Genomic DNA, 25,739 nt, shown 5'->3' with positions numbered 1-25,739 from the left:
GTGCGAGCGGTTCAGGCCGGGCCAGGCCGCCCGCCCTCGGTGGCCACCCGGACCTGGTTGCGGCCGTGTTCCTTCGCGACGTAGACCGCCGCGTCGGCCGCCTGCAGCAGCTGGTCCATCGTGGTGCCGTGGTCCGGGTAGAGCGCGACCCCGATCGAGGCGGTCCGGTCGGCGATCCTGGTCTGTCCGCCGCGTTTGTCCGTGGTCACGATGTGCAGTTTCGCCACTGCCGAGCGTACCCGTTCGGCGGCCTCCCGTGCCGAGGTCTCGTCGATATCCGGGAGCAGGACCAGGAATTCCTCGCCGCCGAAGCGGCCGACCACATCGGAGGGGCGGGTCACCTCGTCGAGTGACTGTGCGATATCGCGGAGGACATCGTCACCCGCGGGATGTCCGTAGGTGTCGTTAATCCACTTGAAGTGGTCGAGATCGATCATCAGCAGTGCGAGCTTCTCCTCCGAACGGGCAGTCCTGGTCAGCGCCCGATCGGCCGCCTCCGACCAGCCACGCATGTTCAGCACGCCGGTTTTGGAGTCCGTGCGCACGTCGTCGAGCAGCTGGTCGAGTTCCGCGAGCCGGTTGAAGATGACGGTCACCACGGCCATGATCGCGACCGCCGGTGGCATGACGACCAGCAGGACGGCGGTGATGGCGCCGAGCCCGGTGGTGACCGCCTCGAGGATGTTGTCCTGTTTGCTGCCAAGGATGTTGCGCAGTTTCGCCTGTTTGCCCGCGCTCAGCGCGATGACACCGCCGATGTAGACGACCTGGACGCCCTCGTAGACGATCGCGGCGAGCACGACGATCGCGAATTCCCGCACCGATTCCAGCGGGCTGAGCGACGTCCATTCCCAGTCGCCGAACGAGGTGAAGACGAGATGTGCGAGAACCGCCGCGACGGAATGCGAAATGGACGCGAAGAGAAATGTGTTCGCCGGGCGTCGCGCGATAAGCCACCGTTGTGCCCGGATAATGGCGATCAGCGCCACTGTCAGAATCGGCGGCACGATGAGAACGGCGGGGAAGACCCAGACCGCGGTGAGGTCGATCAGCACGGTGCTGGTGCCCGCGCGACGGCTTTCCTCCTGGCGCTGGGTGAGCTGGATGTGCACGGTCGCGCCCGCGGCGAGGATCCCGAAGCGCAGCCAGTCGAGCTGCCCCGGCGGGGCGGAGGCGGCGAAGGTGAGCCCGAAGACGAGGAACGCCAGCGCGTCCATGGCCAGCAGGTAAACGATCACCCGGCGCGGGTGTTTCCAGAGCGCCCACGCGCGCGGGTCGTAGGGATGCCTGGCCCTCGAACCGCCCACGGGACCCTCCGGCGCTGGCTCGGCGCCGGTCACCGGACGGCCCGCCTCCCCCGCGCGGGGGTGGTCCGGTTCCGGAACGGACCCTTCCGGAGACGGTCGGTCACCACGTCTCCTCTCCCGCCGCATCCCGGGTGCTTCGGTAATGCGGCTGATATCCGCTCGGGCGTCTGTTCGCTTTGTTCGACCGGTATCATCTCAGCCCATCGGAAGTGTCATGCTGCACACTCCGGTCGTGCGCTTTGCCCGACCCGGCCCGCTGAGGCGACGAGTACCGATGGGAGGCAATCCTATGTCGGCCCGTGACTGGTGATCCGTTCTTCGTGTCCCGAGGTGCTGCGTTGTTACAGGGAGGTGTCCTTCGTGTCCGCTCGTGACTGGTGATCTTCGTCCGCGCGTGTGCGACCGGGTTCGTTCGGTGACCTGGTGTCGCGCCGACACGTCGTCCTCGCTCATGCGATCGACTCGCTCCGCGAGACAGCGCCCGGTCCTTCTTGGCGCATGATGTCTTCGATTCGCTCGCAAGCTTCGCTCATGAGGTGACGATTCCGGGGGAACCGGTGGTCCGCACGCGTGCCCAGGAAATGGCGATGGGCACCGCCATGACGACGCCCACGGCCCCCGCCACCGCGATCGCCGTCCCCGCCGAGCCCAGCAGCTGGGCCACCCCGCCGCCGATGGCCACGCCGATGCCCTGCACGACCCGCAGCCCGGTGCGGTACAGCCCGCCGGCCGCCCCGCGGATCTCGTTGGGCACCCAGGTGATGAAGGTGGCGCCCACGGTGATGAAGTAGGCGCCCGCGACGCCGGAGAGCCCCAGGATCAGCATGCTCAGGATCAGGTTCGGCCGGAACACGAACGTCGTGAGCAGCAGGAGCGGCACGATCGCGAGCAGGCCGAGCGCGCGCCGCCTGCCCTCGGCGGAGACGTAGCGGGAGAGCAGGAACGTGCCGACCACGAAACCGAGCGGGTCGGCCGCGAGCAGCCAGCCCACGGCCTGGTTGCTCGCCCCGAGCTCCTGGACCAGTGGTACGGCGACCCCCTCGGGGATGACCGCGAACCCGACGAGCCAGGAAAGCCAGATCAGCACGCGGAGCCGCGGCTGCCCGAAGACGTACCGGATCGCGCCGAACCACCCGGCGCCGCGTTCGCCCGCGGCGGGGCGGCCGCGCACCCCGGCCCACACGACGAACGCGCCGATCAGGTAGGTGGCCGCGTCGATGGCCAGTGCCCAGGTCGTGCCGAGCGCGGTCACCAGCAGGCCACCGCCCGCGAGGCCGAGCAGGATCGCGGTGTTGCTGGAGATCCCGCGCAGGTCCTGGCTCTGCAGATAGCGCTGGTCGTCGGTGAAGATCTCCCTGCCGAGCGAGTTCTGCGCCGAAATACCGGGCGCCGCGGCCAGTTTCGCCAGCACGATGAGGACGCACAGCACTGCTAGGGGCATCCCGGGCAGCGCCATCAGCCCGATGGTCACCGCCTGCAGCAGCGACGTCGCGACGAGCACGGTGCGGCGGGGGTAGATGTCGGCCAGCTGGGAGAGGCCGAGGCCGCCGGCGAGCGCGGGGAGGAAGGTCAGGCCGTAGACGGCCGCGGTCCACAGCGCCGAACCGGTGCGGTCGAAGACGAGGATCGACAGCGCCACCACGGTGAGCTGATCGCCGACGAGCGATTGGGTCTCGGCGAACCAGAGCGCGCGGAACTCGCGGTTGGCCAGTACGGCCCGCAGCCGTGGCGTCGCGTCGGTCGTCACCGGGTAACCACTTCCCCCCGATCGGGTGAACGTGCAGCAGACCGCATTGTGGCCCTCACCGTGCCGGTGCCGGTAAGGGAGTCACGAATTGCCGGACGCCGTCTGACCGTCAGTATGCGACCGGACACGCGGAGCCGACAGTGGACACGCTACCCCCGGGTGGCTGCACCGAACGGGCTAACGGGCGTCAACCGGGTGGGGACTGATCCGTGCGTGGGTATCTCCGGGCTGGTCGAGCGCGACACGTTCGGCGCAGCGTGCCCACCACTCGGCGCCGTGGCGGTGTCCGTTGGGCCGAATGGTCCAACACTGGGTAGTGAGCCGGCGGCGTTGACGGGTGCTCCGCCGGCGCGGCAGCGGGGAGAAGTCAATGAACGGGCTGATGCAGGACAAGGCCGTGGTGGTGACCGGGGCGGGCAGGGGACTCGGCGAGGCGTTCGCCGTGCACGCGGCGCGCGCGGGTGGTGCCGTGGTGGTCAACGACATCGACGTCGAGCTGGCCGAACGGACCGCGAAGAACATCAGAGTGCACGGTGGCCGCGCGGTGGCCAGCGGGCACAGTGTCGCCGATCCGGCGCAGGCACAGGAGATCGTCGACCTGTGCGTGGCGGAGTTCGGCACGATCGACGGGCTGGTCAACAACGCGGGGCTGAACTACGAGGCCCTGCCGTGGGAGGACGACGTCGAGCTGGCGAGGGAACTCGTCGGGGTCAACGTGCTCGGGGTGATGTACACCGGGCTGGCGGCGATCAGGACGATGGTGGCCGCGGGCACCGCCGGGTCGATCGTCAACATCTCCTCGGGCGCTTCGCTCGGGCAGCGCAAGCTCGCGGTGTACGCGGCGAGCAAGGGCGCGGTGGCGTCGCTGACCTACTCCTGGGCGCTGGACCTGGAGGACGCGGGGATCCGCGTCAACGCGGTGTGCCCGCTCGCGCACACCAGGATGGTGTGGAAGTCCGAGCGGTCGCTGCGGGCCTGCCCGCCGGACCGGACCCCTGGCCGGATCGCGCCCGTGGTGCTGTTCCTGCTCGGGGACGGCTCGCAGGGCATCACCGGGCAGATGATCCGGTGCAACGGGCCGCAGCTGCACGTCATGGGACAGCCGTTCCTCAAGCAGCCGATCCTGGAACGGCCGGTGTGGGACACCGAGACCGTGCAGCGCGCGTTCGACGAGGTGTTCAGCGCGCACCTGGAGAACTACGGCCTCGAAAAGCGGGTGCCGCCGAGGCTGCGCAAGTGGACGGCGCCCTCCCGCACGGCCTGAAAGCGCCCAATGTGGCATTGGGTGCGCTGGACGCAGCGAATGTGGCGTTCGGTGCGTTGGACGCACCGAACGCCACATTGGGGCGCTTCGGGTCAGCTCCGGGCCGCGTCGTAGAGGGCCTCGATGGTGGTGCCGTAGCGGTCGTTGATGACGCGGCGCTTGAGCTTGAGCGTCGGGGTCACCTCGCCGCTCTCCGGCGTCCAGGTGCGTCCGAACACCCGGTACCGCTTGATCTGCTCGATGCGGGCGAGCCTGCTGTTGGCCGATTCGACGGCGCGCTCGATCTCCGCCAGCACCGCCTCGTGCCCGGCGAGCGCGTCGACGTCGTCCGCCTCGACGCCGTTCGCCGCGGCCCAGCCGGGCGCGATCTCGTCGTCGAGCACGATCAGCGCCGTGACGTAGGGCCGGGCGTCGCCGATCGCGACCGCCTGGCCGATCAGCGGATGTTCCTTGAGCAGTCCCTCGATCCGGGTCGGCGCGATGTTCTTGCCGCTCGAAGTGATGATCAGTTCCTTCTTGCGGTCGGTGATCGTGACGAAGCCGTCTTCGTCGATCGTCCCGATGTCCCCGGTCGGCAGCCAGCCCTCGGCGTCGGTCGCGGACCGGATCGTGCCGTCCTCCTGGAGGTAACCGAGGAACACGATCGGGCCGCGGACCAGGAGTTCGCCGTCCTCGGCGACCTTGACCTCGATGTCGGCCAGCGGTTTGCCGACACTGCCCGCGCGGAACGCGCCCGCGTGGTTCGAGGTGACCGCGCCGGTCGTCTCCGACAGGCCCCAGACCTCCATGATCTCGACGCCGAGACCGGCGAGGAAGTACACCACCTCCACCGGCAGCGCGGCCGCGCCACTGGAGGCGACGATGAGCTTGTCCAGCCCGAGCAGCGCGCGGATCGGGGCGAGCACCGCTTCGTCGGTCTTCGCGATCCGTTCCGCGAGCTCGGCCGGGACCTGCTCGCCCGCGCTGCGCAGTTTGTAGCCCTGTTGCAGGAGATCGTTCGCGGCCAGCAACGCCGTCCGCCGGTCTTCGGGGACGCCGCCGAGCATGTTCTTCAGCCCCGCGACCATCTTCTCCCACACCCGCGGCACGCCGAAGAAGCTCTGCGGGCGCACCTGGCCGAGCGCGCCGACGACCGCGGTCGGGTCGGCGAGGGTGTGCACGTGCCCGGCCCAGACGATCGGCAGGTACACCGAAAGCTCGCGCTCGGCGATGTGCGCGAGCGGCAGGTAGGCGATGTTCGTCGGGTGCATCGGGCCGCCGTGCACCCGCTGGATGGCGAGGCCTTCGTGGATGGCGTTGCGGTGGGAGAGCACGACGCCCTTGGGATCGCCGGTGGTCCCGGAGGTGTAGATCATCGACAGCGGGTCGTCCGGCTCGATCACCGTCCAGGCGGCGTCGAAGGCGTCCGGATCGGCGGCGAGCGCCTCCTTGCCCTTGGCGCGGAGGTCGGCCAGCGACAGGAACCGGTCGTCCCCGGCCGGGACCGCGGCGGCGTCGAGCAGCACGACGTGCCGGAGCGCGGGCAGCTCGTCCAGCGCCGGCCGCCAGCGGCTCAGCTCCTCGGCGCCGCCGAGGACGACGACCGGGGCCGCGCTGTGCCGCGCGACGAACCGGATCTGCTCGGGGCTCAGCGTCTGGTACGCCGTGCACGGGATGGCCCGCAGATGCACCGCGGCGAGGTCGGCGATCAGGTGCTCGGGGCTGCTCACGGCCATGATCAGCATCCGGTCGCGCGGCCCGAGGCCGAGCCCGGCGAGACCGCGGGAGACCTCGGCGATCGCCGTGCGGAACTCCAGCCAGGTCAGGGTCGGCCTGCCCTCGGCGTCGAGTGAGGTGATCGCGGGGAGGTCCCCGAACTCGGTGGCGTTGCGATGCAACAACCGGGGGATGGTGAGTCCTTCGGTCTGCGCGGTGACGGAGTGCTGGTCGGTCAACTCTGGCCTCCTGAGTCCCGGGGGCACCCACTGTAAGAGCTCGACCGCGGTCTGGATAGAGAATCGCGGCCAGCCCGCGACGGCCTTGCGCGGCCCGCTTGAATGGAACTGTCATGCCCGTACAGGTGGGAGGGTGCGAATGACCGGCTCGGTACGCGAACTGCTCGACGCCGTCCAGGCGGAGCGGGCGCCCTACGACGACGACAACCGGCTGGTGCCGCTGATCGCGCGGGGTGCGGCGCCACGCGCGGTGTTCGCCGCGATCGCCGCCGAGGAGCGGTGGATCGTGCGCAGCGATCGTCGCGGTTTCCATGCTCTCGCGGCCCGCGCGGACGAGGAGAACGCGCTGGAGTTCTTCGCCGGGCTCGCGCAGGGGGAGGGGCTCGCGCTCGCGAAGCTCGACGCGCTGGCCGCGGCGGCCGGACCGGACGAGGCCGGCGTCGAGAAGCCGCGCGCGGGATGTCAGGCGTATCCCGCCTACCTCGCGTGGCTGGCGCTGAACGGCGAGCCCGCCGACGTCGTCCTCGCGATCACCGCGAACTTCGCCGCCTGGGGCCGCTACTGCGCGGCCATCGCCGCCGCGATGCGGGAACACTACGGCTTCGACGACGAGGCCTGCGGGTTCTTCGACTTCTTCGCAGCGCCGGTGCCGGAGATCGAGGCGCGGGCGGTGGCCGCCGTCCAGGCCGGGCTGGACGCGGGCCGGGTGGCGGGCAGGGCCGGGACGTACGCGCGGCTGTTCCAGAGCTACGAACTGAGGTTCTGGAACACCCTCGCCGACGAATTCGCCGGGGCGTGACGGTTTTCGGGCCGGATCCGGAAACGGGCCGGAGGATGGCTTCGGATTTCGTTCTTAATCGTTTTCGGAGTCGCCGTGGTCGAATTCGGTAAATGTTCGTGAATACCCGACAGTGGTACCTTGATCGTCATTCCGCGGTGTGTGCGGCGGGCCCGTCACCGGTCGTCGGCGCGGGCGGCGGGATTGGTGAGCGGGACGGCCCGTGACCGAAGTCACCAAGAGTTTTTCGTGGTTTGCGCTGCGTGCCCGGTGTCGGCTGCCGGTGTCCCGGCAATCGCTTTCGGAGCGGTGTCGTCCGGAAAACCGCAGGTAAGCGGGTGCTCAGCGGGCCCCGTCGCCGTGGTGAGGTTTCGCGGCCGCCACAACGGTAGGTGACCTGCTCACGGCCCCGCGATCACCGCTGGTCCCCGGACTTGACGTGCGCATACGGGCCTGCCTAACGTCTTCGCCGGTGAAGCGGACCACGGTGAGTTGATCCGGCTGGCCGAAATCCGGGTGAGAAGCGTTTCCCCGGTGACCTGTGCCCATAACTGCCGGAAGGCCGAGTCCATGAACTGCCGGAACGAAAGCGGACCACGGTGAAGCAGAATTCCCTTCGACGGGGCCGGGGCTCTTCGATCCGGTCACGGGTGCTGACGATCGCGTTGATCCCCAGTGTCGCGTTGTTGCTCGTCGGTGTGGCGCTGGCGGGTTACCTTGTTTTCGACGCGGCGACGTCACGGGAATACGCGATCAAGATCAAGAGCTCCGAGGCGCCCGCGATGCCGTACTTCGCCTCGCTCCAGGAGGAGCGGCGGCTGACACTGAGCGTGCTCGCCGGGCAGTCCGGCCAGCGTCCCGCGCTCGCCGCGGCGCGGGCCAAGACCGACGTGACCGTGGTGCCGGTGGCGGACAACCTGAAGCAGTTCGTCGACGACAGCCACGTGCCGGACAGCGTCAAGCAGAACATCGCGATGTTCAGCACGCTGTCCGCGAAGACGCCGCAGATGCGCCAGCAGGCCGACGGCGGCCAGCTCCAGCTCGGCCAGGCGTTCGGGTTCTACAACCAGCTGATGGACCAGTTCATCGACGGGGTCGGCTCGCTGGCCCGCGCCGCGCGCGGCGCGGAAAACGCCTTCCAGCGGCTCACCGCGATCCCGATGTTCAGCGCGGCCGACGAGATGCAGCGCAGCGACGCGCTCGCCGCCGCCGCGCTCGCTTCGGGCGGGCTGAGCCCCGAGGACTTCCGGACCTACCTCGGCCAGGTCGGGGCCTACCACGCCCAGCTCGAAGCCGCGACGTCGCGGATGATCCCCGAGGTCAGGGCGGGCTACGACAAGCTGGTCGCCTCGCCGGCCTGGCAGACGGTGTCCACTGTGGAGAACGCCTTCCTCCGTGGCGACCTCACCCGGCTCCCGGTGCCGCAGGAGCAGTGGCGCACCGCGGCCCGCGAGGTCGGCGGGACGCTGATGAAGCTGTTCGTCCAGCAGAGCTCGCACGCCACCGACCTGGCCATCGCGGACGCCGACGACACGCTGACCGACTCGATCATCGGCGCCGCCGCGGTGATCGTGGTGGCGCTCGCGGTGGTGATCGTCGCGCTGCGGCTGTCCCGGCGGCTGATCGGCAGGCTCGCGCGGCTGCGGGAGGACACCCTGGACGCGGCCGAGGTGCGGCTGCCGGGGCTCGTCGAGCGGGTCCGCAACGGCGAACCGGTCGACCTGGACGACGGTGGTCACTTCCTCGACCACGGCAGCGACGAGATCGGCCAGGTCGCCGACGCGTTCAACAAGGCGCAGCAGACCGCGATCGCGGCGGCGGTGGACGAGGCGAAGACCAGGGAGGGCACCAAGACGGTGTTCCTCAACATCGCGCATCGCAGCCAGGTCATCGTGCACCGGCAGCTGAAGGTGCTGGACGCGGCCGAGCGCAGGCAGGAGGACCCCGAGCAGCTGGACACGCTGTTCCAGCTCGACCACCTCTCGACCCGCGCGCGCCGCAACGCGGAGAACCTGATCATCCTCGGCGGCGGGCAGCCGGGCCGTCAGTGGCGCAACCCGGTGGGGCTGACCGAACTGGTGCGGGGCGCCTCGGCCGAGACCGAGGACTTCGCGCGGGTCAAGACCGGGGTGCTGCCGCGGGTCGCCGTGCGCGGCCCGGTCGTCGGTGACCTCGTGCACCTGCTCGCGGAGCTGATCGACAACGCGACGTCGTTCTCGCCGCCGCAGTCGCGGGTCGAGGTGCGCGGGAACGTCGTCGGCAAGGGCGTCGTGGTCGAGATCGAGGACCAGGGTCTCGGGATCGAGCCGGAGGAGGCCGAGCGGCTCAACGCGATGCTGGCCGATCCGCCGGACTTCGGGATCATGGCGCTGTCCGACGAACCGCGGCTGGGCCTGTTCGTGGTCGCCCGGCTGGCCGCGCGGCACGGCATCACCGTCCACCTGCGTGAATCGGCCTACGGCGGGACGCGCGCGATCGTGCTCGTCCGCTCGGAACTGCTCGCGCCGCTGCCCGAACCGGAGGACGACACCGCCGGGGACGAGCTGCCTTCGCCTGCCGACGGGCTCGCCGTCGTCGGCCGCCGTCGCGGCAGGCACCGCACCGAACCGCCGCCCGAGCCACCCGCCACCGAACCGCCGTCCGAGCGGCCGCCCACGGCGCCCGGTGGCGAGACCGCCGCTCCACCGCTACCTTCACGCACGCGACGGCAGGTTCGCCAGGACCCCGCGCACACCCCGCCTCCGCCCGCGTGGCCGCCGCAGGAAGCGCACCCGGCGCCGGAAGCCAGGCCGCAGCAGCCCGAGCGGCCCGCGGCGCCCGGCCGTCCGCCGCTGCCGCAGCGGCGGAGGCAGCAGAACCTCGTTCCGCAGCTGCGGGAGGATAGGGCCGTGCGGCAGGGACGGGAGGAGGTCCGCCAGGACACGCCGGAGCTCGCCCGTACCCGGCTGGCGGCGTTCCAGCAGGGCACGCGGCGCGCGCGGGCGCAGGAGCCCGCCGGCGCGCGTCCTCCCGCGGCGGCAACGAACACGGACGACGAGTACGGAGATCGTGAGTGATGGTCAACTCAGGGGTCAGTGAGCTCGACTGGTTGCTGGACGACCTCGTCAAGCGGGTCGCGGGCGCGGACAGGGCGGTGGTGCTCTCCGCCGACGGGCTGCTCATCGGCCGGTCCGGCAACCTGTCCGAGGCGGACGCCGAACACCTTTCCGCGGTGGCGTCGGCGTTCCAGAGCCTCGCCAGGGGCACCGGGCGGCACTTCGGCGGCGGCAACGTCCGCCAGACCATGGTCGAGATGGACCACGCGTTCCTCTTCGTCACCGCGGCGGGGCGGGGCGCGTGCCTCGCGCTGCTGGCGGGCGAGGACGCGGACATGGGCCTGGTCGCCTACGAGATGAACCTGATGGTCAAGCGGGTCGGGGCGGTGCTCACCTCGGCGCCGCGCACGCCCGCGGGACGGCCCACCCCGCCATGAGCGAAGCTTGCGAGCGAATCATGGATGTCATGCGCCAAAAGGGATTGGACACTTTCTCGCGAAGCGGGTCCATCGCATGAACGCCCGCCGGGAAGCCTGGTTCGAGGACGAGGCGGGCCCGCTGGTCCGGTCGTACGCGGTCACCGGCGGCCGCACCCGGTCGGACACCCTCGGGCTGGAGCTGATCACGCTCGTGGTCGCCGTGCGGACGGCGGCCGAGGTCGCCGCGCTGGATCCGGAGTACGCGCGGATACTGACCCTGTGCCAGCGGCCCGTGTCGGTGGCCGAGGTCGCCGCGCGGGTGGACCTGCCGCTGCCGGTGGTCAAGGTGATGCTCAGCGATCTGATCGAACAGAACCTGGTGCTGTTCCGTACCACGGCACCGGCGACCGACACCCCCAACAAACACGTATTGCAGGCGGTTCTCGATGGCATCCGGAAACTCTGATCCCCGGCGCTCCCTGACCGCGACGGCGGTCAAGGTCCTCATCGCGGGAGGGTTCGGGGTCGGCAAGACCACCATGGTCGGCTCGGTGAGCGAGGTTCCGCCGCTGCGCACCGAGGAGGTCATCACCTCGGCGTCGGAGGGCGTGGACGACCTCTCCGGTGTCGAGCAGAAGACCACGACCACGGTGGCGCTCGACTTCGGCCGCATCACCATCACCCCGGACCTGATCCTCTACCTGTTCGGCACGCCGGGACAGGACCGGTTCTGGTTCATGTGGGACGAGCTGGCCGAGGGCGCGCTCGGCGCCGTCGTGCTCGCCGACACGCGGCGGCTCGAATCCTGTTTCGCGGCGGTGGACTTCTTCGAACGGCGCGGGCTGCCGTTCGTCGTCGGCGTGAACTGCTTCGACGGCGCGCACCGCTACGGCACCGAAGAGGTGCGGGCCGCGCTCGATCTCAGCGAGGACGTCCCGCTGCTGTTGTGCGACGCCCGTGAGCGCGAGTCCACGAAGCAGGTGCTGACGATCCTGATGGAGCACGTCATGCTGCGCTCGGACCTCGCCGCCGCCCAAGCCGGGTACTGACCCCTGCTCTGACGTGCTCTGAAGGCCACCATGAGGGCGTTCAAGTCCCTCAAGGTGGCCTTCAGAGCACGTCGTGATGGGATCAGCGGCGACGGCGGAGCAGGGTGTCGAGCGCGAAGCGGCCGGGGCCGAGCAGGGCGATCAGCAGGAAGATCCACGAGTAGAGCGCGGCGGGCTCGCCCATGTTCTGCAGCGGCAGCAGGCCCTCGGCGGCGTGCACGGTGAAGTACGCGTAGGCCATCGTCCCGGACAGCAGCACCGCAGTGGGCCGGGTGAACAGGCCGGTCAGGATCAGCACCGCGCCGACCGTCTCGATCACGGTCGCCCACCAGCCGGGCCACTGGCCGAGCGGCACCGCGGCGCCCTGGCCGTCGACCCCGCCGAGCAGGCCGAAACCCATGAGGCCGTGGCAGAGGAACAGGAAGCCCACCACGACCCGGAAGGCGGAGAGGACGGCCGAGGCCGGCGCGCTGAGCTGGGTGCGGCGGCGCGGGGTCGTGGCGTCGGCGGGAGCGGCGGAGCCGGTCTGGGCGGAGGGGGCGATCGTGGTCATGTCCAGCCTCTTTCGGTTCGGTCGTCGCCCGGGTGCGGGCTGCTTTCACTACTGCGTCGTGTGGCGATCGACCGGATCGACATCCGCGGGGAAATTTTTTTTGAACCCGTCTCGTGGGCGCCGGAGACGGGCCGGAAGACTGGGCGGATGGCAGCCAAACGCAGCGCCGGGATCCTGCTCCACCGTCGTCGTGACGGCGAGGTGGAGGTGCTCCTCGGGCACATGGGTGGGCCGTTCTGGGCGAAGAAGGACGCGGCCGCCTGGTCGCTGCCCAAGGGCGAGCTCGACCCGGACGAGGCGCCCGGGGCGGCGGCGCGCCGCGAGTTCACCGAGGAACTGGGCCTGCCCGCGCCCGAGGGCGAGTACCGGGAGCTGGGCGAGGTCCGGCAGTCCGGCAAGGTCGTGACGGCGTGGGCGGTGGAGGGCGACCTCGACCCGGCCGACGTCGTGCCCGGGACCTTCGAGCTGGAATGGCCGCCGCGCTCGGGCCGGATCCAGGAGTTCCCCGAGGTCGACCGCGCCGAGTGGTTCACCCTCGAGGTGGCGCGGGAGAAACTCGTCGCCGGTCAGCGGCCGTTTCTCGACCGGCTCAGCGCGCTGCTGTGAACGTCTCCAGCAGGTCGCCGAGCGGCCGGGCGGTGAAGCCGGGCAGGACGAGGTCGGCGCGGGAGAAGTCGAGTCCGGCGGTGATCGCGTTGGGCACCGCGACGCAGGTCATCCCGGCCGCCTTCGCCGCGGAAACGCCGTGCGGCGTGTCCTCGAACGCGATCGCCTCCCCGGCCGCGACGCCCAGTTCGGCGAGCGCCGCGAGGTAGACGTCCGGCCGCGGTTTCGCCGCGTGCCGGTCGCCGGTGGCGACGGACGCGAACCGCGCGGACAGCCCGAGCCGGTCGAGATGCGTCCGCACCCAGCCGCTGGAGGAACTGGAGGCCACCCCGAGCCGCAGCCCGCCGGTGGTGGCCGCGTCGAGGTAGCCGAGGACGCCTTCGCGCACGCCCTCGGTTTCCAGCCGCGCGAGGATCCGGGTGCGGTTCGACCGCCGGATGAGCTCCTCGTCGTGTTCGCCGACGAGCTCGGCGAGCAGGGCGAACATCGCGGGTGTCGTGGTGCTCGTGCCGATGACCTCGTGCCACTTCTCCAGCGGGAGTTCGGTGCCGAGCTCGCGGAAGGTGTCCTGCCAGGCCGCCAGCACGGCGGTTTCGGTGTCGACGAGGGTGCCGTCGAAGTCGAAGATCAGGGCGCGGATGGACACTCCGGTCACCCTGCCCGACCGCGCCTCGCCGGAGCAAGCCGGACGGCGCCGGGCCGGACGGCTGAGAGGAACGCCACGGCGTCAGGGCTTTTCCGCGCGGCCGATCCCGAGCCGGTCGGCGGTCGCGCGGAACACGTCGAGCGCGTCCCGGCCCCGCAGTACGAACCGGACCACCTCGATCGGCGTGCCGTGCTCGGCGAGGCAGGCCGAGACGGTCGTCAGCGCGATTTCCGCGGCGGAATCCAGCGGCCAGCGGTAGATCCCGGTCGAGATCGCGGGAAACGCGACCGTCCCGGCGCCGAGTTCCCCGGCCGCGCGCAGCGAGTTGCGATGGCAGTCGGCCAGCAGCGCCGAGCGGTCCTCGCTCGCCGAGAAGACCGGCCCGACGGTGTGCACCACCCACCGGGCGGGGAGCCTGCCCGCGGTGGTCGCGACGGCCTGGCCGGTGCGCAGCCCGCGCCCGTAGTGCCCGGCGCGCAGCTTCCGGCACGCGGCGAGGATCTCCGGCCCGCCCTTGCGGTGGATCGCGCCGTCGACCCCGCCGCCGCCGAGCAGCGACGAGTTCGCCGCGTTCACCAGCACGTCGGCGTGCTGCTCGGTCAGGTCGCCTTCGACGAGTTCGATCGTGGCCATGGTTTCCTCCCGGAGCGGGATTCTCGTCCGCCGGAGGCGGTGAGGCGAACGGATTTCGCTGTCACCGCGCGAAGAACCCGGCGAGGACCGGGGCGAGGACCTTCGGCTTCACCAGGTGCGTCTGGCCGGGCAGGGTGTGCACCGTGGTCCCGAGTTGCGCGGCCAGCGCGGCGACGCCGTTGCGCATCCACGCCGGGCTCTTCCCGCCGTCGGCGACCAGCACCGGCGCGGTGATCCCGGACCACCGGCCCTCGGGCAGCGGGCGACCGGACTGGTTGCCGTCCATGATCTCGGCGTCGTAGCACAGCGTGTGCGCGACGCGCTTGAGCTTCGGCCAGGCTGGCATCAGGCGCATCATCGTGACCATCAGGCCGGGCAGGCCGACGGCCTCGGTCATGAACATCCTGATCGCGTCGCCGGGGCGGCCGTTCGCGACCGCCGCCCCGGCGCGGTCCGGGTAGTCGGCGGGCACCGGTTTCCGGGTGCCGTCGACGACGAACGGCGGTTCGTAGACCGCGAGCCGCCGCACGGCGAGGCCGCGGTGCGCCGCTTCGAGGGCGAGCGCGGCGCCGGACGAGACGCCGTAGAGCGAGACCTCGCCGCCCGCCTCCTTGATCAGCGCGGCGAGATCCTCGATCTCCCGGTCCACCGAGTACGGGCCGGTGTCGGTGCTTTCGCCGCGTCCGCGCCGGTCGTAGGTGTACACGGTGAACCGGTCGGCCAGCGCCGCGGCGAGCGCCTGGCCGGGGCCCTGGCCGCGGTAGCACATCGCGCCGTCGACGAGGACGAGCGCGGGACCCTGCCCGACGCGGCTGTAGGCGATGGTCGTGCCGTCTTCGGAAACCACGGTGTTCATGACGTCTTCTTTCCGTTCCGCGGGGCTCTTCTGGCGGAACCCCTGCTGCTGGCGACTACGTTCGCACCGGAGCTTTGAATTGTCAAGACAAAAAAATTTGTCGGTGGCACATGAGTGGTCGCGGGAAGGTGAAAGCGCAGGTCAGACGCTACGGCGCAGGGTGAGGAGGGTGATCTCACTGGGCGCGAAGACGCGGAACGGCGGGCCCCAGAAGCCGGTGCCCCGGCTGTTGTAGAGCTGGGTCCGCTCGCCGTGACGGCTCAACCCGCCCAGTGTCGGCTGGTCGAGGCGGACGAGCAGGTGGAACGGCCAGATCTGGCCGCCGTGGGTGTGCCCGGAGATCTGCAGGTCGATCCCGGCTTCGGCGGCTTCGGTCACCTGCTTCGGCTGGTGGGCGAGCAGCACGACCGGCACCTCGGACGGGACGCCGTCGAGCGCGGCGGGCAGGTCCGGTCCGTGGCCGGGCAGGCCGGATCCGGCCCCGGTCGGATCGTCGATCCCGGCGAACACGATCCGGTCGCCGCCGCGTTCGACCAGCGTGCTCCGGTTGTGCAGGGTGTCCCAGCCGAGCCCGGCCATGTGGTCGAGCCAGGCCTGTGCCTCGCCGAAGTACTCGTGGTTGCCGGTGATGTAGAACCGGCCGAGCGCGGCGTGGACACCGGCGAGCGGGTCGACCTGCTTGCGCCGCCGTGCCACCGAACCGTCGGCGAGGTCACCGGCGTGACACACCACGTCGGCGCCGAGGCCGTTGACCGCGGCGACGACCCGTTCCGACCACTTCGTCCGGTCCAGCGGGCCGAAGTGCGTGTCGGTGACGACCGCGATCTTCAGCCCGTCGATGCCCGGCCCGATGCGCGGGACGACGACGTCGACTTCCCTGACCGGCGGGACCCGCATCGCCGCGCGGTTGCCCGTGACGAGCAGGGCCGCGGCGACGACCGCGGTCGTCACGGCGACGGGCCCGGCCGGATCGTCCACACCGGACAGCACGAGCACGAGCCGCACCAGCTGGCCGAGCACGCTCCAGGTGAACAGCACCCAGACGACGCCGAGCAGGGCGTCACCGGTGCGGGCGGCCGCGTCGGACTGGCGCGGGCCGTGTCCGAGGACCATCAGCGCGGGCAGCGCGAGCAGCGCCGCCGCGAAGACGACGGTGCCGGTGACGAACCCGGCGGCCGGCCAGTCCGGGGCGAGCACCAGCGAGAGCCACGGCACGCCGAACAACAGCAGTGGCGCCAGGATCGGCACGACCACCCGGAGAGAACGACCCATCTCGCTGCCTGCTTTCCACCGAACCGGATATACCCAGCGTAGTCGAAAAGCGGAGTGGGCCGTCCGGGTCAGTCCCAGGCCTCGGGCAGCTTCTCCACGGCGTAGGTGACGCGGCTGGTGGTCCCGCGCGGATCGGTCAGCTCGACGCGCCAGCCGTCGGCGAACTGGTCGACGCCCTCGATCATCGGGATGGTGCCGCTCAGCACCACGGTGCCCGGCCGCAGCAGCCCGTGCGCACGCAGCCGGTCCACCCAGTACGCGGGCGGGAGCAGCTGCGCGAGCGTGCCGTCCTGGACGAGCCGCTCCTCGTCGCCGTGCCGGACCCAGGCCCGGAGGGCGAACGCGTCGAGCTCGCCGGCGATGTCGGCCAGCGGCCAGGCGAAGTCGCCGAGCAGGTCCGGCGCGGACTGCTTGCTCCACGCCACGCCGTGCACCTCCAGCGCCCGGTCGGTGTGGTCGCAGGCCACGGTGAGCAGCAGGTCGTCGGCGTCATCCCCGACGACGAGCGCCCACTCGGCCTCGCCCGAGGTCTTGGCGTGCGGCACCTGCACGTTCCCCGTCTGGCTGACCAGGTTCGCCGACAGCGGGTACAGCGTCGGCACCCGGGTCGGCGCCGGGACACCCAGCGCGGCGAGCTCGTCGACGTGGTGCTGGACCTGCGCGGTGTCGCGGCCGGCGTACCCGGCGTTCAGCGCGTAGCGCACGTCGATCTCGCGCACCGCGCCCCCGGGGACGGTGAACCGCACCGGATTCCGTCGCTCGGCGGCCTTTGGAGTGCTGATTTGGGTTTCGGTCACGGGCTGCCTCCAGTAATTCGGAGTGAAGACTTGCGTAGACACGTTGTATACAGCAAGTATGGGGCAGTCGCCAAGGAGGTTCGGTTCCATGTCTCAATCCCCACAGCCGCGCGCGGAGCGTCGCAGCCTGTACAAAGCCTTCGCGGCGAGCCTGTCCGGTACGTCGCTCGAGTGGTACGACTTCGCCGTCTACAGCTCGGCCGCCGCGCTGGTCTTCGGCGACCTGTTCTTTCCCAGCGGCGACCCGTTGACCGGCACCTTGCAGGCCTTCGGCACCTACGCCGTCGGCTACATCTCCCGGCCGCTCGGCGGCATCGTCTTCGGCAGGCTCGGCGATGTCATCGGCCGCAAGAAGGTGCTGGTCGCGACGCTGCTGCTGATCGGGATCGCGACGTTCGGCATCGGCCTGTTGCCGACGCACGCCTCGGCGGGCGCGCTCGCGCCCACGCTGCTCGTGCTGCTGCGCTTCGCCCAGGGCGTCGGCGTCGGCGGTGAGTGGGGCGGCGCCGTGCTGCTCAGTAGTGAGTTCAGCGCCCAGTCACAGCGCGGGTTCTGGGCTTCGGCCGCCCAGGTCGGCCCGCCGCTGGGCACGCTGCTGGCCAACGGCGTGCTCGCGATCCTCGCCGGCGTGCTGACCCCGGCCCAGTTCCTCGGCTGGGGCTGGCGGATCGCGTTCCTGCTCTCGGCCGTGCTGGTCGGGTTCGGGCTCTGGATCCGCGCCAGTCTCGAAGAGACCCCGGTGTTCCGCGAGCTGTCCGAACGGGGCGAGCGCCCGGCCGCGCCGGTCCGCGAGGTCTTCCGCACCCAGCCCCGCGCGCTGACCGCGGCGGTGCTCTCCCGGGTCGGCCCCGACGTGCTGTACGCGTTGTTCGCCGTGTTCGTGCTGACCTACGCCACCAAGACGCTGCACATGAGCCGTGGCGAGGCGGTCACCGCGGTGCTCGTCGGCTCCGCGCTCCAGATCGTGCTGATTCCGTTGGCCGGCTGGCTTTCCGACGCCTACGGCCGCCGCAGGGTGTACGCGATCGGCGCCGTCGGCGGGGCGGTGTGGAGCGTGCTGTTCTTCGCGCTCGCCCAGGGCGGGATGGTGTCCCTGCTCATCGGCGTGATCGTCGGGCTGTTCTTCCACTCGCTCATGTACGGCCCGCAGGCGGCGTTCGTCGCCGAGCAGTTCCACGCGCGCCTGCGCTACACCGGCAGCTCGCTGGGCTACACGCTCGCCGGGGTCATCGGCGGCGCGATCGCCCCGCTGGCGTTCACCTGGCTGCTCGCCGAAACCGGCACGGGCTACGTGATCGGCGCCTACATCGTGGTGGCGTGCGTGGTGACGCTCGTCGGGCTCGGCCTCGGCCGCGCGGTGGTCGACGACGTCGACGAGGCGGTCGATCCCGGCGCGATGGCGGTGAAGTGATCCGGTCAGCCCTGCATCAGGACGTTGCCGGTGGTGTCGAGGTGGCGCCGGATCGCCGCCTCGGCCCCGGCGGCGTCGCCTGCGGCGAGCGCGTCGACGATTTCCTGGTGCTCGGCGAGGACCTCCCGGCGCCGGTCCTCGCTGCGTTCGAGCGCGACGACGCCGAGCAGCACGTGCCGGGCACGCAGGGTCTCGTACAGCCTCGCGAGCACGCTGTTGCCCGCGGCGTCGACGAGCAGCGCGTGGAATTCGCTGTCCAGGTCGATGAAGGCGCGCGCGTCGTCGGCGACCTCGCGCTGCCGCTCGATCACCGCCGCCATCGCCGCGGCCGGGGCGCGTCCCCCGGCCAGCGAGGTGCTCGCGGCCCAGCACTCGATCACGGCGCGGGCCTGCATCAGCTCGGCGATCTGCCGTCCCGGCAACGGGGTGACGAACGCGCCGCGGTGCGGGACCAGCTGCACGAGGTCCTCCGCGGCGAGCATCAGCAGCGCCTCCCGCACCGGGGTGCGGGAAACGCCGACGCTCGTGGCCACCGCCTGCTCGTTGATGAACGTGCCGGAAACCGCCGGGTCGGTCAGTACGGTCGAACGCAGGTACTGATACGCCCGATCCCTGCCGGAACCCCCATCAGATCGCATACCACATGTATACAGGCTAGGAGGCCTCGATGACCGGAAACCCCGCCACCGTGCGGATCGCCGCCGCCCAGATCGCCGGGAGCACCGATCCGCTGGCGAACCTCGCGGTGGTCGAGGACGCCGTCGAGCGGGCCGCCGGGCGCGGCGCGGATCTGGTCGTGCTGCCGGAAGCGGCGCTGGCGAGCTTCGCGGCGGACCCGAGGACCGTGGCACAGCCGCTCGACGGCCCGTGGGCGACCGGCGTCCGCAAGGCCGCCGCGAAGCACGACGTCCTCGTGGTGGCCGGGATGTTCGAGCCCGCCCCGGACGGCCGCGTGCACAACACCCTGCTGATCACCGGCCGCGGCGTCGAATCGGCGTACCGCAAGATCCATCTCTACGACGCCTTCGGCTCGCGCGAGTCGGACACCGTCGCCCCCGGTGCCGAGCTGGTCCAGGTGGAACTGCGCGGCGTCCGGATCGGCTTCGCGACCTGTTACGACCTGCGTTTCGCCGATCACTTCACCGCGCTCGGCCGCGCTGGCGCCGAACTGGTCGTCGTCCCGGCGTCGTGGGGCGCGGGGCCGGGCAAGGAGGAGCAGTGGGACCTGCTCACCCGGGCCAGGGCCCATGACGCGCAGGCCTGGCTGCTCGCCTGCGACCAGGCGTGGACACCGCCGTCGGGCACCGATCCGCTCGGCGTCGGCCGGTCCGTGCTCGCCGATCCGCTGGGCGGGGTGCACGCCCGGCTGGGCGGCACCCCCGGCCTGCTCGTCGCGGACGTCGATGTCGAGACCGTCCGTGCCGTGCGCCAGCGCGTCCCGATCCTGGGCTAACCCTCCCGGTTTTGCCGCCAGCTCGCGATCTCCTCGTCGACGTCGAGCAGTGCGACGGCGAGGGGAGGTCCGAGCTGCGGTTCCCGGTAGGCCTTGAGGATCCGCGCGTTGAGGTCCTCGACGATCTCGCGGACGCGCTGTTCGTTGCGCTCCTTGGCGAGTTTCGCCGGGAGTTCCTGGATCTCCTTCGGCAGCGCCAGCGACGGCGGGAGCATGTCGGAGGTGTCGAGGTTCCTGTCCCGCACCTGCCGCAGCATCCACTCCGTCGCGGCGTCCCTGCCGGTGCCCTTCGGCAGGGGTTTGCCCGCGCCGGGCAGGTTGTCGAAGTCGCCGCGCTGCTCGGCGATGGTGATCTGCTTGTCGACCCAAGTGCCGAACGACGCCCCCACCGGCTTCCGCTTCGTCATCCCCGTCTCCTCCCGTCCCGGCCTTCAGGATACCGGCCGGTGGCCGTATAACGTACGAAAAGGGACCGGTCGCGTACGATCCCCGGGACGACGGCGACCGGCGTGAGGAGCCAGCACACATGACGGTCGAGCACGACGGCGCGGCGGACATCGACCGGGCGCTGGCCCTGTTGTGGCGCCTTCGCGGACCCCACCCCGAGCCGGCGCGCGGGCGCCGTCCCCGGCTGGACGTCGGGCGGATCATCGAGGTCGCGATCGAGGTGGCGGACGCCGAGGGCCTCGCCGCGGCGTCGATGCACCGGGTGGCCAAGGAACTCGGCGCCGGGACGATGACGCTCTACACCTACGTGCCCGGCAAGGCGGAACTGCTGGACCTCATGGTCGACCAGGTGCTGTCCGAACGCCGCCTGCCGGGGCCGGGCGACGAGCGGCCCGCGGACTGGCGCGACCAGGTGCTGCTGTACTCCGACCGCACGCGCGCGGCCTACCGGCGGCATCCGTGGCTGCGCGAGGTTTCCCGGGTCCGGCCCGCGCTCGGGCCGGGGCACCTGGCAGGACAGGAGTATCTGCTGTCCATTTTGGACGGTCTCGGTCTCGAACCGGCGCAGGTGGTGGCCGCGGTGGGCGGGCTGGCCACCTACGTCGACGCGAACGCCGCGCTGGAGGCGGAAAGCTCGCATCTGGAACAGGTCACCGGGCAGTCCGCCGACGCCTGGTGGGACCAGCGCTCGGTGTTCTGGGGCAAGTACTTCGACGTCGGCCGTCACCCGACGATGGCGAGCGTGTGGAGCAGGGGCGGCTTCGAGTTGAGCGCGGCCGAACAGGCGGCCCAGGCCTACGACTTCGGCCTGAACCGCCTGCTCGACGGCATCGGGGAACTCGTCGCCTGACTCACTTCCCCGTCGTGGTGGTGCTGCTGCTCGGCGTCGTGCTGCTGCTGCTCGACGACGGGGCGGCCGGCGTGCTGCTGCTGCTCGTCGTGGGCGCCGGGCTGCTCGTCGTGGTGCTCGGGGGAGTCGTCGGCGGGGTGCTCGGAGGCGTCGAAGTGGTCGGCGTGGTGGAGGTCGTCGGGGTCCCGGTGGGCGGGAGGGTGCTGCCCGGGGTCTCCGCGCCGGGACCGCCCGGGATGCCCGGCGCCGGGGTGCCCGGCGGGGGCGGGGGTGGCGGCACGGCGCCGGGCGCGCCCTCGGCGGGCCGGCTCGGCGGGGCGCCGATCGGCACCTCGCTGTCGGGCAGCTTGGCCACGCCGCCGCGGTAGGCGGCGGCCCACGCCATCACGGTGTCCACATAGGACTGCGAGTTGTTGTACCGGCGCACGGCGACCCGCTGGGCCTCGTCCGAGGAGAGGTCCAGGTTGCCCGAGCACAGGTAGCGGCCGGCGGCGAGCGTCGCGTCGTAGACGTTGTTGGGGTCGGAGACGCCGTCGCCGTTGCCGTCGGAGGCGTACTGCTTCCAGGTGCCGGTGATGAACTGCATCGCGCCGACCGCGTGGTCCCACACCGGGTCGCCGGTGAGCCTGCCGCCGTCCACGGCCGGGATCGCGGCGAACCCGCTGGTGCCGTTGAGGGCGGGGCCGAGGATGCGTTCGAGCGTGTTGCCCTTGGCGTCGACGTAGCCGCCGCGCGCGTGGTTGGACTCGATGCGGCCGATGCTCGCGAGCAGCGCCCAGTCGACGTGGCAGTTCGGCTGTTCCCGCGCCATGATGTCGGCCGCGTTCTGGTAGGCCCGGAGCATGCTGGCCGGGATCCCGAGCGGTCCGGACACCCCGGCCGACCCGGAGCCGACGCGCGTGCCGGGCGCGGCGAGCGGCTCGGGCACCGGGGGCTGCGGCAGGCTGCCGTCGACCGCGACGGGCGGCATGACGACGTCCGGTACGCGGGCGGGCGCGGCCTGGGCGGGGGCCTTCTGCGCGTCGGGCGTGGTGTGCGCGACCGGGGAGATCAGGCCGCTGGCGGTGACCGTCGGCAGCACGGCCAGCGCGCCGCCCGCCAGTGCCGCGGCGGTCCGCTGCCGGACCGAACGCGCTCGCCTCCGTGGCCGGTGCTTCGGCATGCCCACACCTCGTTCCCTCGAATGTCCGTCGGCTCCACCGGGTTACCGGTGGGTATGGGAAAGCTATCCGATCAAAGCAAACTCTGGCGTTTTGCCAAGCGAAATCCGGTGATTTCGGCGAAGTTCGTCCGTCTGGCATAAACCCAACGTCGCAAACTTGTCATCTTCACGCGGGCTTCACGTACCTCGGTTTCCCCAGCTTTGTCCATAGTGGACATGTCGGCGCGGTGTCGCGTCGACGGGGCCACTCTACGGGCGCGCACCGCCGTCCGGGTGACCTGTGCGGCAGCCCGCGACGAACCCGAGATGATCGGCACGTGTCGGCCCGGTGACGCGGCTGGGCGCTTCCGCCGTCGTGACGGCGCCGGTCGCGCGTGTCCCCGAACGGCCCGTTCGGGGACATGTGGGCGCGATCCGTGTCGCGAACGACGCGTTGGGGACGTTGAACGTCGCGTACGGCGCTTTCGGGACATGGGGGCTCGGCTCCAAGGTCGCGAACGGTCCGTTCGCGACGGGCCTGGGAGCGGTGGGGGCGCGCTGTGCCGAGGGACGCCTTCGGTGCGTTGGATGCATCGAAGGCGTCCCTCGGTGCGCTGGGTGCACTGAAGGCGTCCCTCGGTGCGTCCGCCGTCGCGACAGGGCCGTTCGCGCACGTCCCGAACGGCCCGTTCGGGACCGCTCCCGGCGTGGCTCTGCCATCCTCATCAGGTCCGCGCGCAAACCTGCATAGACTTTGACGAAAGCTGCGCAAAACCGCGATTGACTATGCACAAAGCTGCAACTACGGTGGTGCTTGTTGCGCACTCGACCGGCGGATGGGGAGTTCATGACCGGAACCTTCATGGCGGAGGAGATCGCGAGCCAGCCCGCGCGCTGGCGTGCGGCCACCGCGCTGACCTCGGACTTCGCCGAAAAGCTGCCCGCCGCGGGTGCCCGGGTGGCGGTCGTCGGCTGCGGGACGTCGTGGTTCATCGGCCAGGCCTACGCGGTCCTGCGCGAAAGTGCCGGGCTCGGCGAAACCGACGCGTTCGCGGCGTCGGAGTTCCCGATCGGCCGGAAGTACGACCACGTCATCGCGCTGTCGAGGTCCGGGACCACGACCGAGGTCCTCGGGCTGCTCGCGAAGCTGCGCGGCACGCTCCCGACCACCGCCGTCACCGGTGTCCCCGCCGAGATCGCCGCGTCGGTGGACGAGGTGGTGGACCTGTCGGCCGCCGACGAGCGCTCAGTGGTCCAGACCAGGTTCGCGACCACCGCGCTGGCCGTGCTGCGCACGCACCTCGGCGAGGATCTCGCCCCGGTGATCGCGCAGGCCGAGCAGGTGCTCGCGCGGCCGGTGGAGGACGCGCTGGCCTCGGCGGGCCAGTTCAGTTTCCTCGGCACCGGCTGGTCGGTCGGCATCGCCAACGAGGCGGCGCTGAAGTTCCGCGAGGCCTGCCTGTTCTGGACCGAGTCCTACCCCGCGTGGGAGTACCGCCACGGGCCCATCAGCATCAGCGAACCGGGACGCGTGACCTGGATGTTCGGTCAGGCGCCCGAGGGGCTGGCCGAGGACGTCGCCCGCGCGGGCGGCCGGTTCGAGTGCAGCGGCCTCGACCCGCTCGCCGACCTCGTCCGCGCGCAGCTCGTCGCGGGGGAGATCGCCCGGCGCAGGGGCCTCGATCCGGACAACCCCCGGAGCCTCACCCGCTCCGTCGTGCTCACCTGACCCATGTCGGCACTGGTCGCGGCCCTCGACGTCGGCGGTACCAGCGTGAAGGCGGCGGTGTACGAACCGGTGCCGGGCGGGCTGCGGCGGGTCGCGGGCCTGCGGCGGCCGACCGAACGCGGCGAGGATCCGGCCCGCGTGCTCGCCGATCAGGCCGGGAAGCTGATCGGCGAGCTGGCGGAGTCGGCGGGGCCGCTCGCCGCGGCCGGGGTCGTGGTCCCCGGCGTCGTCGACGAACGTGCCGGGATCGCGCGGTTTTCGGCGAACCTCGGCTGGCGCGACGCCCCGCTGCCCGCGTTGCTCGCCGAGCGGATCGACCTGCCGGTCGCGTTCGGGCACGACGTCACCGCGGGCGGGCTCGCCGAACACCGGCTCGGCGCCGCGCGCGGGTTCGCCGACGTGGCGTTCGTGCCGGTCGGCACCGGGATCGCCGCCGCGCTGCTCCTCGACGGCCGCCCGTACCGCGCGGGCGGGCACGCCGGGGAACTCGGACATCTCGACGTCGGCCACGACCTGACCTGCGGGTGCGGTGCCGTCGGCTGTCTCGAAGCCATCGCCTCCGCGGCCGCGCTGGCGCGGCGGTACACCGCACGCTCGGGCCGTCCCGCCGAGGGCGCGCGGGAAGTGCTGACGGCGGCCGGGTCCGGCGACCCGGACGCGGCGGCGGTGCTGGACGACGCGGTCGCGGCGCTCGGCGACGGCCTGCGTCAGCTGGTCACCCTGCTCGCGCCGGAGGTCGTGGTCCTCGGCGGCGGCCTGTTCGGCGCGGGGGACGGGCTGGCCGCGCGTGTCCGCCGCCGGGTCGCCGAGCGGCTCACCTTCCAGCGGATGCCCGAACTCCGCCGCGCGCGGCTGGGTGACGAGGCGGGCTGCCTCGGCGCGGGCCTGCTCGCGGCCGACCTCGCGGGAGTGGCGCCGTGATCCTCACCGTGACACCCAACAGCGCGCTCGACGTGACGTACACAGTGGACGCCCTGCGGCCGGATTCCGTGCACCGTGTCCGACAGGTCCGGGCCAGGGCCGGGGGCAAGGGCGTCAACGTCGCGCGGGTGCTGCGCGCGCTCGGCGAGGACGTCCACGCGGTGGCCACGGCGGGCGGCGCGACGGGAGACGCTTTCCGGGCCGAGCTCGCCGAGGCCGGGATCCCGGCCGACCTCGTCCCAATCGGCGGCGAGACCCGGCGGACCACGACCGTACTGTCCACAGTGGAGGAAACGGTCACGTTGTTCAACGAGCCGGGCCCGGAGGTGACCGCCGCCGAGTGGACGTCCTTTGTGGACACTGTGCGGCGCCATGTCCCGGACGTGCTCGTCTGCTCCGGCAGCCTGCCGCCGGGGGCCGCGGGCCACGCCGGACTCCTCGGCGCCGGCGTCCCGACCATCCTCGACACCTCCGGTGCCGCGCTGCTCGCCGGGCTGGCCGGGCGGCCGAGCGTGGTCAAGCCCAACCTCGCCGAACTCCGCGAGGTCACCGGCCGCGCCGATCCGGTCGAAGCGGCCACCGAACTTCGGCGTGGCGGCGCCGAAACCGTCGTCGTCTCACTGGGCCCGGACGGGTTGCTCGCGGTCACCGAAGACGGTGCCTGGCAGGCGAGGCCGTCGAAAACGTTGACCGGCAACGCGACCGGCGCGGGGGACGCGGCCGTGGCCGGGCTCGCGCTCGGGCTCGCCCGCGGGGAGCCGTGGCCCGAAACGCTGCGCCGTGCCGTCGCGCTGTCCGGCGCCGCCGTCCTCGGGCCGCTGGCCGGGGACCTCGACCTCGCGCACTACCGGCGTGAACTCGGCGCCGTGGTGGTGCGTGCCCACTGAGTTA

Annotated in this window: 25 protein-coding genes; 13 read left to right on the top strand and 12 right to left on the bottom strand. The window is 71.6% G+C overall.

Annotated elements, in window-relative coordinates:
- Nucleotides 1-11: 11 nt before the first annotated feature.
- On the bottom strand, nucleotides 12-1,307 hold the full coding sequence (locus ABD987_RS12095) for a GGDEF domain-containing protein (RefSeq protein WP_345390744.1): 1,296 nt from the start codon (nucleotides 1,305-1,307) through the stop codon (nucleotides 12-14).
- A gap of 529 nt (nucleotides 1,308-1,836) precedes the next feature.
- The gene (locus ABD987_RS12090) at nucleotides 1,837-3,054 is read right to left on the bottom strand and encodes an MFS transporter (RefSeq protein WP_345390741.1); all 1,218 of its coding nucleotides are present in this window, start codon (nucleotides 3,052-3,054) and stop codon (nucleotides 1,837-1,839) included.
- A gap of 370 nt (nucleotides 3,055-3,424) precedes the next feature.
- Between ABD987_RS12090 and ABD987_RS12085 the strand changes: the two genes are divergently transcribed.
- Nucleotides 3,425-4,318: an SDR family NAD(P)-dependent oxidoreductase gene (locus ABD987_RS12085; protein ID WP_345390738.1), complete on the top strand. Its 894-nt coding sequence runs from the start codon at nucleotides 3,425-3,427 to the stop codon at nucleotides 4,316-4,318.
- A gap of 92 nt (nucleotides 4,319-4,410) precedes the next feature.
- On the opposite strand, the gene ABD987_RS12080 is transcribed toward ABD987_RS12085, so the two are convergent.
- Nucleotides 4,411-6,252: an AMP-dependent synthetase/ligase gene (locus ABD987_RS12080; RefSeq protein WP_345390735.1), complete on the bottom strand. Its 1,842-nt coding sequence runs from the start codon at nucleotides 6,250-6,252 to the stop codon at nucleotides 4,411-4,413.
- Nucleotides 6,253-6,391: 139 nt separating this feature from the next.
- Between ABD987_RS12080 and ABD987_RS12075 the strand changes: the two genes are divergently transcribed.
- The 5 genes from ABD987_RS12075 (at nucleotide 6,392) to ABD987_RS12055 (ending at nucleotide 11,533) form a co-directional block, all read left to right on the top strand.
- Nucleotides 6,392-7,051, top strand: a complete 660-nt coding sequence (locus ABD987_RS12075) for a transcriptional regulator (RefSeq protein WP_345390732.1) — start codon at nucleotides 6,392-6,394, stop codon at nucleotides 7,049-7,051.
- A 629-nt stretch (nucleotides 7,052-7,680) separates the two neighbouring features.
- A complete protein-coding gene (locus tag ABD987_RS12070; RefSeq protein WP_345390729.1) occupies nucleotides 7,681-10,086 on the top strand; it encodes a sensor histidine kinase in 2,406 nt (801 codons plus the stop codon).
- Nucleotides 10,086-10,502, top strand: a complete 417-nt coding sequence (locus ABD987_RS12065) for a roadblock/LC7 domain-containing protein (protein WP_345391601.1) — start codon at nucleotides 10,086-10,088, stop codon at nucleotides 10,500-10,502. Before ABD987_RS12070 ends, ABD987_RS12065 begins: the two co-directional genes overlap by 1 nt.
- A 76-nt stretch (nucleotides 10,503-10,578) precedes the next feature.
- Nucleotides 10,579-10,950: a DUF742 domain-containing protein gene (locus ABD987_RS12060; RefSeq protein ID WP_345390726.1), complete on the top strand. Its 372-nt coding sequence runs from the start codon at nucleotides 10,579-10,581 to the stop codon at nucleotides 10,948-10,950.
- The gene (locus ABD987_RS12055; RefSeq protein WP_345390723.1) at nucleotides 10,931-11,533 is read left to right on the top strand and encodes a GTP-binding protein; all 603 of its coding nucleotides are present in this window, start codon (nucleotides 10,931-10,933) and stop codon (nucleotides 11,531-11,533) included. The genes ABD987_RS12060 and ABD987_RS12055 overlap by 20 nt, the downstream gene beginning before the upstream one ends.
- 82 nt (nucleotides 11,534-11,615) lie before the next feature.
- Here the strand turns inward: ABD987_RS12055 and ABD987_RS12050 are convergent, their stop codons facing one another.
- Nucleotides 11,616-12,086: a DoxX family protein gene (locus ABD987_RS12050; RefSeq protein WP_345390720.1), complete on the bottom strand. Its 471-nt coding sequence runs from the start codon at nucleotides 12,084-12,086 to the stop codon at nucleotides 11,616-11,618.
- Between the two features lie 147 nt (nucleotides 12,087-12,233).
- Here ABD987_RS12050 and ABD987_RS12045 point away from each other — a divergent pair, with 147 nt between their 5' ends.
- Nucleotides 12,234-12,692 (top strand): NUDIX hydrolase, encoded by a 459-nt coding sequence (locus ABD987_RS12045; protein ID WP_345390717.1) that lies wholly within the window; start codon nucleotides 12,234-12,236, stop codon nucleotides 12,690-12,692.
- Here ABD987_RS12045 and ABD987_RS12040 read toward each other — a convergent pair.
- The 5 genes from ABD987_RS12040 to ABD987_RS12020 all read right to left on the bottom strand — a co-directional run bounded on the left by ABD987_RS12040 (nucleotide 12,676) and on the right by ABD987_RS12020 (nucleotide 16,896).
- Nucleotides 12,676-13,338, bottom strand: a complete 663-nt coding sequence (locus tag ABD987_RS12040) for an HAD family hydrolase (RefSeq protein ID WP_345390714.1) — start codon at nucleotides 13,336-13,338, stop codon at nucleotides 12,676-12,678. The two genes, ABD987_RS12045 and ABD987_RS12040, sit on opposite strands and share 17 nt — an antisense overlap.
- A gap of 81 nt (nucleotides 13,339-13,419) precedes the next feature.
- Nucleotides 13,420-13,971 carry an O-acetyl-ADP-ribose deacetylase gene (locus ABD987_RS12035; protein WP_345390711.1) on the bottom strand — a complete coding sequence of 184 codons (552 nt, stop codon included), beginning with the start codon at nucleotides 13,969-13,971 and terminating at the stop codon, nucleotides 13,420-13,422.
- Nucleotides 13,972-14,032: 61 nt separating this feature from the next.
- A complete protein-coding gene (locus ABD987_RS12030) occupies nucleotides 14,033-14,827 on the bottom strand; it encodes an alpha/beta fold hydrolase (RefSeq protein ID WP_345390708.1) in 795 nt (264 codons plus the stop codon).
- 141 nt (nucleotides 14,828-14,968) lie between these two features.
- On the bottom strand, nucleotides 14,969-16,099 hold the full coding sequence (locus ABD987_RS12025) for a metallophosphoesterase (protein ID WP_345390705.1): 1,131 nt from the start codon (nucleotides 16,097-16,099) through the stop codon (nucleotides 14,969-14,971).
- A 68-nt stretch (nucleotides 16,100-16,167) separates the two neighbouring features.
- On the bottom strand, nucleotides 16,168-16,896 hold the full coding sequence (locus tag ABD987_RS12020) for a DUF2848 domain-containing protein (protein ID WP_345390702.1): 729 nt from the start codon (nucleotides 16,894-16,896) through the stop codon (nucleotides 16,168-16,170).
- 88 nt (nucleotides 16,897-16,984) lie between these two features.
- On the opposite strand from ABD987_RS12020, the gene ABD987_RS12015 reads away from it, so the two are divergent.
- Nucleotides 16,985-18,307, top strand: a complete 1,323-nt coding sequence (locus tag ABD987_RS12015; RefSeq protein ID WP_345390699.1) for an MFS transporter — start codon at nucleotides 16,985-16,987, stop codon at nucleotides 18,305-18,307.
- 5 nt (nucleotides 18,308-18,312) lie between these two features.
- On the opposite strand, the gene ABD987_RS12010 is transcribed toward ABD987_RS12015, so the two are convergent.
- A complete protein-coding gene (locus ABD987_RS12010) occupies nucleotides 18,313-18,945 on the bottom strand; it encodes a GntR family transcriptional regulator (protein WP_345390696.1) in 633 nt (210 codons plus the stop codon).
- Nucleotides 18,946-18,974: 29 nt separating this feature from the next.
- Here ABD987_RS12010 and ABD987_RS12005 point away from each other — a divergent pair, with 29 nt between their 5' ends.
- Complete coding sequence (locus ABD987_RS12005) at nucleotides 18,975-19,760, top strand: carbon-nitrogen hydrolase family protein (protein ID WP_345390693.1); 786 nt, start codon at nucleotides 18,975-18,977, stop codon at nucleotides 19,758-19,760.
- Here the strand turns inward: ABD987_RS12005 and ABD987_RS12000 are convergent.
- On the bottom strand, nucleotides 19,757-20,167 hold the full coding sequence (locus ABD987_RS12000) for a DnaJ family domain-containing protein (protein WP_345390690.1): 411 nt from the start codon (nucleotides 20,165-20,167) through the stop codon (nucleotides 19,757-19,759). The two genes, ABD987_RS12005 and ABD987_RS12000, sit on opposite strands and share 4 nt — an antisense overlap.
- A gap of 119 nt (nucleotides 20,168-20,286) precedes the next feature.
- On the opposite strand from ABD987_RS12000, the gene ABD987_RS11995 reads away from it, so the two are divergent.
- Nucleotides 20,287-21,057, top strand: coding sequence for a TetR/AcrR family transcriptional regulator (locus ABD987_RS11995; RefSeq protein WP_345390687.1), 771 nt, complete (start codon nucleotides 20,287-20,289; stop codon nucleotides 21,055-21,057).
- A 1-nt stretch (nucleotide 21,058) separates the two neighbouring features.
- On the opposite strand, the gene ABD987_RS11990 is transcribed toward ABD987_RS11995, so the two are convergent.
- Nucleotides 21,059-22,219, bottom strand: a complete 1,161-nt coding sequence (locus tag ABD987_RS11990) for a lytic transglycosylase domain-containing protein (protein ID WP_345390684.1) — start codon at nucleotides 22,217-22,219, stop codon at nucleotides 21,059-21,061.
- Between the two features lie 826 nt (nucleotides 22,220-23,045).
- Between ABD987_RS11990 and ABD987_RS11985 the strand changes: the two genes are divergently transcribed.
- The 3 genes from ABD987_RS11985 to ABD987_RS11975 are packed head-to-tail and all read left to right on the top strand — an operon-like array spanning nucleotide 23,046 to nucleotide 25,735.
- On the top strand, nucleotides 23,046-23,927 hold the full coding sequence (locus ABD987_RS11985) for an SIS domain-containing protein (RefSeq protein WP_345390681.1): 882 nt from the start codon (nucleotides 23,046-23,048) through the stop codon (nucleotides 23,925-23,927).
- A gap of 3 nt (nucleotides 23,928-23,930) precedes the next feature.
- Nucleotides 23,931-24,848: an ROK family protein gene (locus tag ABD987_RS11980; protein WP_345390678.1), complete on the top strand. Its 918-nt coding sequence runs from the start codon at nucleotides 23,931-23,933 to the stop codon at nucleotides 24,846-24,848.
- Nucleotides 24,845-25,735, top strand: a complete 891-nt coding sequence (locus ABD987_RS11975) for a 1-phosphofructokinase family hexose kinase (protein WP_345390675.1) — start codon at nucleotides 24,845-24,847, stop codon at nucleotides 25,733-25,735. The genes ABD987_RS11980 and ABD987_RS11975 overlap by 4 nt, the downstream gene beginning before the upstream one ends.
- The last annotated feature ends 4 nt before the right edge of the window (nucleotides 25,736-25,739 follow it).

Source organism: Amycolatopsis samaneae, assembly GCF_039541975.1.
GTDB lineage: Bacteria > Actinomycetota > Actinomycetes > Mycobacteriales > Pseudonocardiaceae > Amycolatopsis > Amycolatopsis samaneae.
Note: the sequence above shows the minus strand (reverse complement) of the source record. Positions and strands in the feature narration are given on the sequence as shown.

Bases quoted from the DNA above. Each gene is read 5' to 3' on its own strand.
- ABD987_RS12065 (WP_345391601.1), top strand. From the start codon at position 10,086: ATGGTCAACTCAGGGGTCAGTGAGCTCGACTGGTTGCTGGACGACCTC.
- ABD987_RS12050 (WP_345390720.1), bottom strand. From the start codon at position 12,086: ATGACCACGATCGCCCCCTCCGCCCAGACCGGCTCCGCCGCTCCCGCC.
- ABD987_RS12030 (WP_345390708.1), bottom strand. From the start codon at position 14,827: ATGAACACCGTGGTTTCCGAAGACGGCACGACCATCGCCTACAGCCGC.
- ABD987_RS12005 (WP_345390693.1), top strand. From the start codon at position 18,975: ATGACCGGAAACCCCGCCACCGTGCGGATCGCCGCCGCCCAGATCGCC.
- ABD987_RS12055 (WP_345390723.1), top strand. From the start codon at position 10,931: ATGGCATCCGGAAACTCTGATCCCCGGCGCTCCCTGACCGCGACGGCG.
- ABD987_RS11990 (WP_345390684.1), bottom strand. From the start codon at position 22,219: ATGCCGAAGCACCGGCCACGGAGGCGAGCGCGTTCGGTCCGGCAGCGG.
- ABD987_RS12015 (WP_345390699.1), top strand. From the start codon at position 16,985: ATGTCTCAATCCCCACAGCCGCGCGCGGAGCGTCGCAGCCTGTACAAA.
- ABD987_RS12085 (WP_345390738.1), top strand. From the start codon at position 3,425: ATGAACGGGCTGATGCAGGACAAGGCCGTGGTGGTGACCGGGGCGGGC.
- ABD987_RS12045 (WP_345390717.1), top strand. From the start codon at position 12,234: ATGGCAGCCAAACGCAGCGCCGGGATCCTGCTCCACCGTCGTCGTGAC.
- ABD987_RS12035 (WP_345390711.1), bottom strand. From the start codon at position 13,971: ATGGCCACGATCGAACTCGTCGAAGGCGACCTGACCGAGCAGCACGCC.
- ABD987_RS12010 (WP_345390696.1), bottom strand. From the start codon at position 18,945: ATGCGATCTGATGGGGGTTCCGGCAGGGATCGGGCGTATCAGTACCTG.
- ABD987_RS12025 (WP_345390705.1), bottom strand. From the start codon at position 16,099: ATGGGTCGTTCTCTCCGGGTGGTCGTGCCGATCCTGGCGCCACTGCTG.
- ABD987_RS11985 (WP_345390681.1), top strand. From the start codon at position 23,046: ATGACCGGAACCTTCATGGCGGAGGAGATCGCGAGCCAGCCCGCGCGC.
- ABD987_RS12075 (WP_345390732.1), top strand. From the start codon at position 6,392: ATGACCGGCTCGGTACGCGAACTGCTCGACGCCGTCCAGGCGGAGCGG.
- ABD987_RS12000 (WP_345390690.1), bottom strand. From the start codon at position 20,167: ATGACGAAGCGGAAGCCGGTGGGGGCGTCGTTCGGCACTTGGGTCGAC.
- ABD987_RS11980 (WP_345390678.1), top strand. From the start codon at position 23,931: ATGTCGGCACTGGTCGCGGCCCTCGACGTCGGCGGTACCAGCGTGAAG.
- ABD987_RS12060 (WP_345390726.1), top strand. From the start codon at position 10,579: ATGAACGCCCGCCGGGAAGCCTGGTTCGAGGACGAGGCGGGCCCGCTG.
- ABD987_RS11995 (WP_345390687.1), top strand. From the start codon at position 20,287: ATGACGGTCGAGCACGACGGCGCGGCGGACATCGACCGGGCGCTGGCC.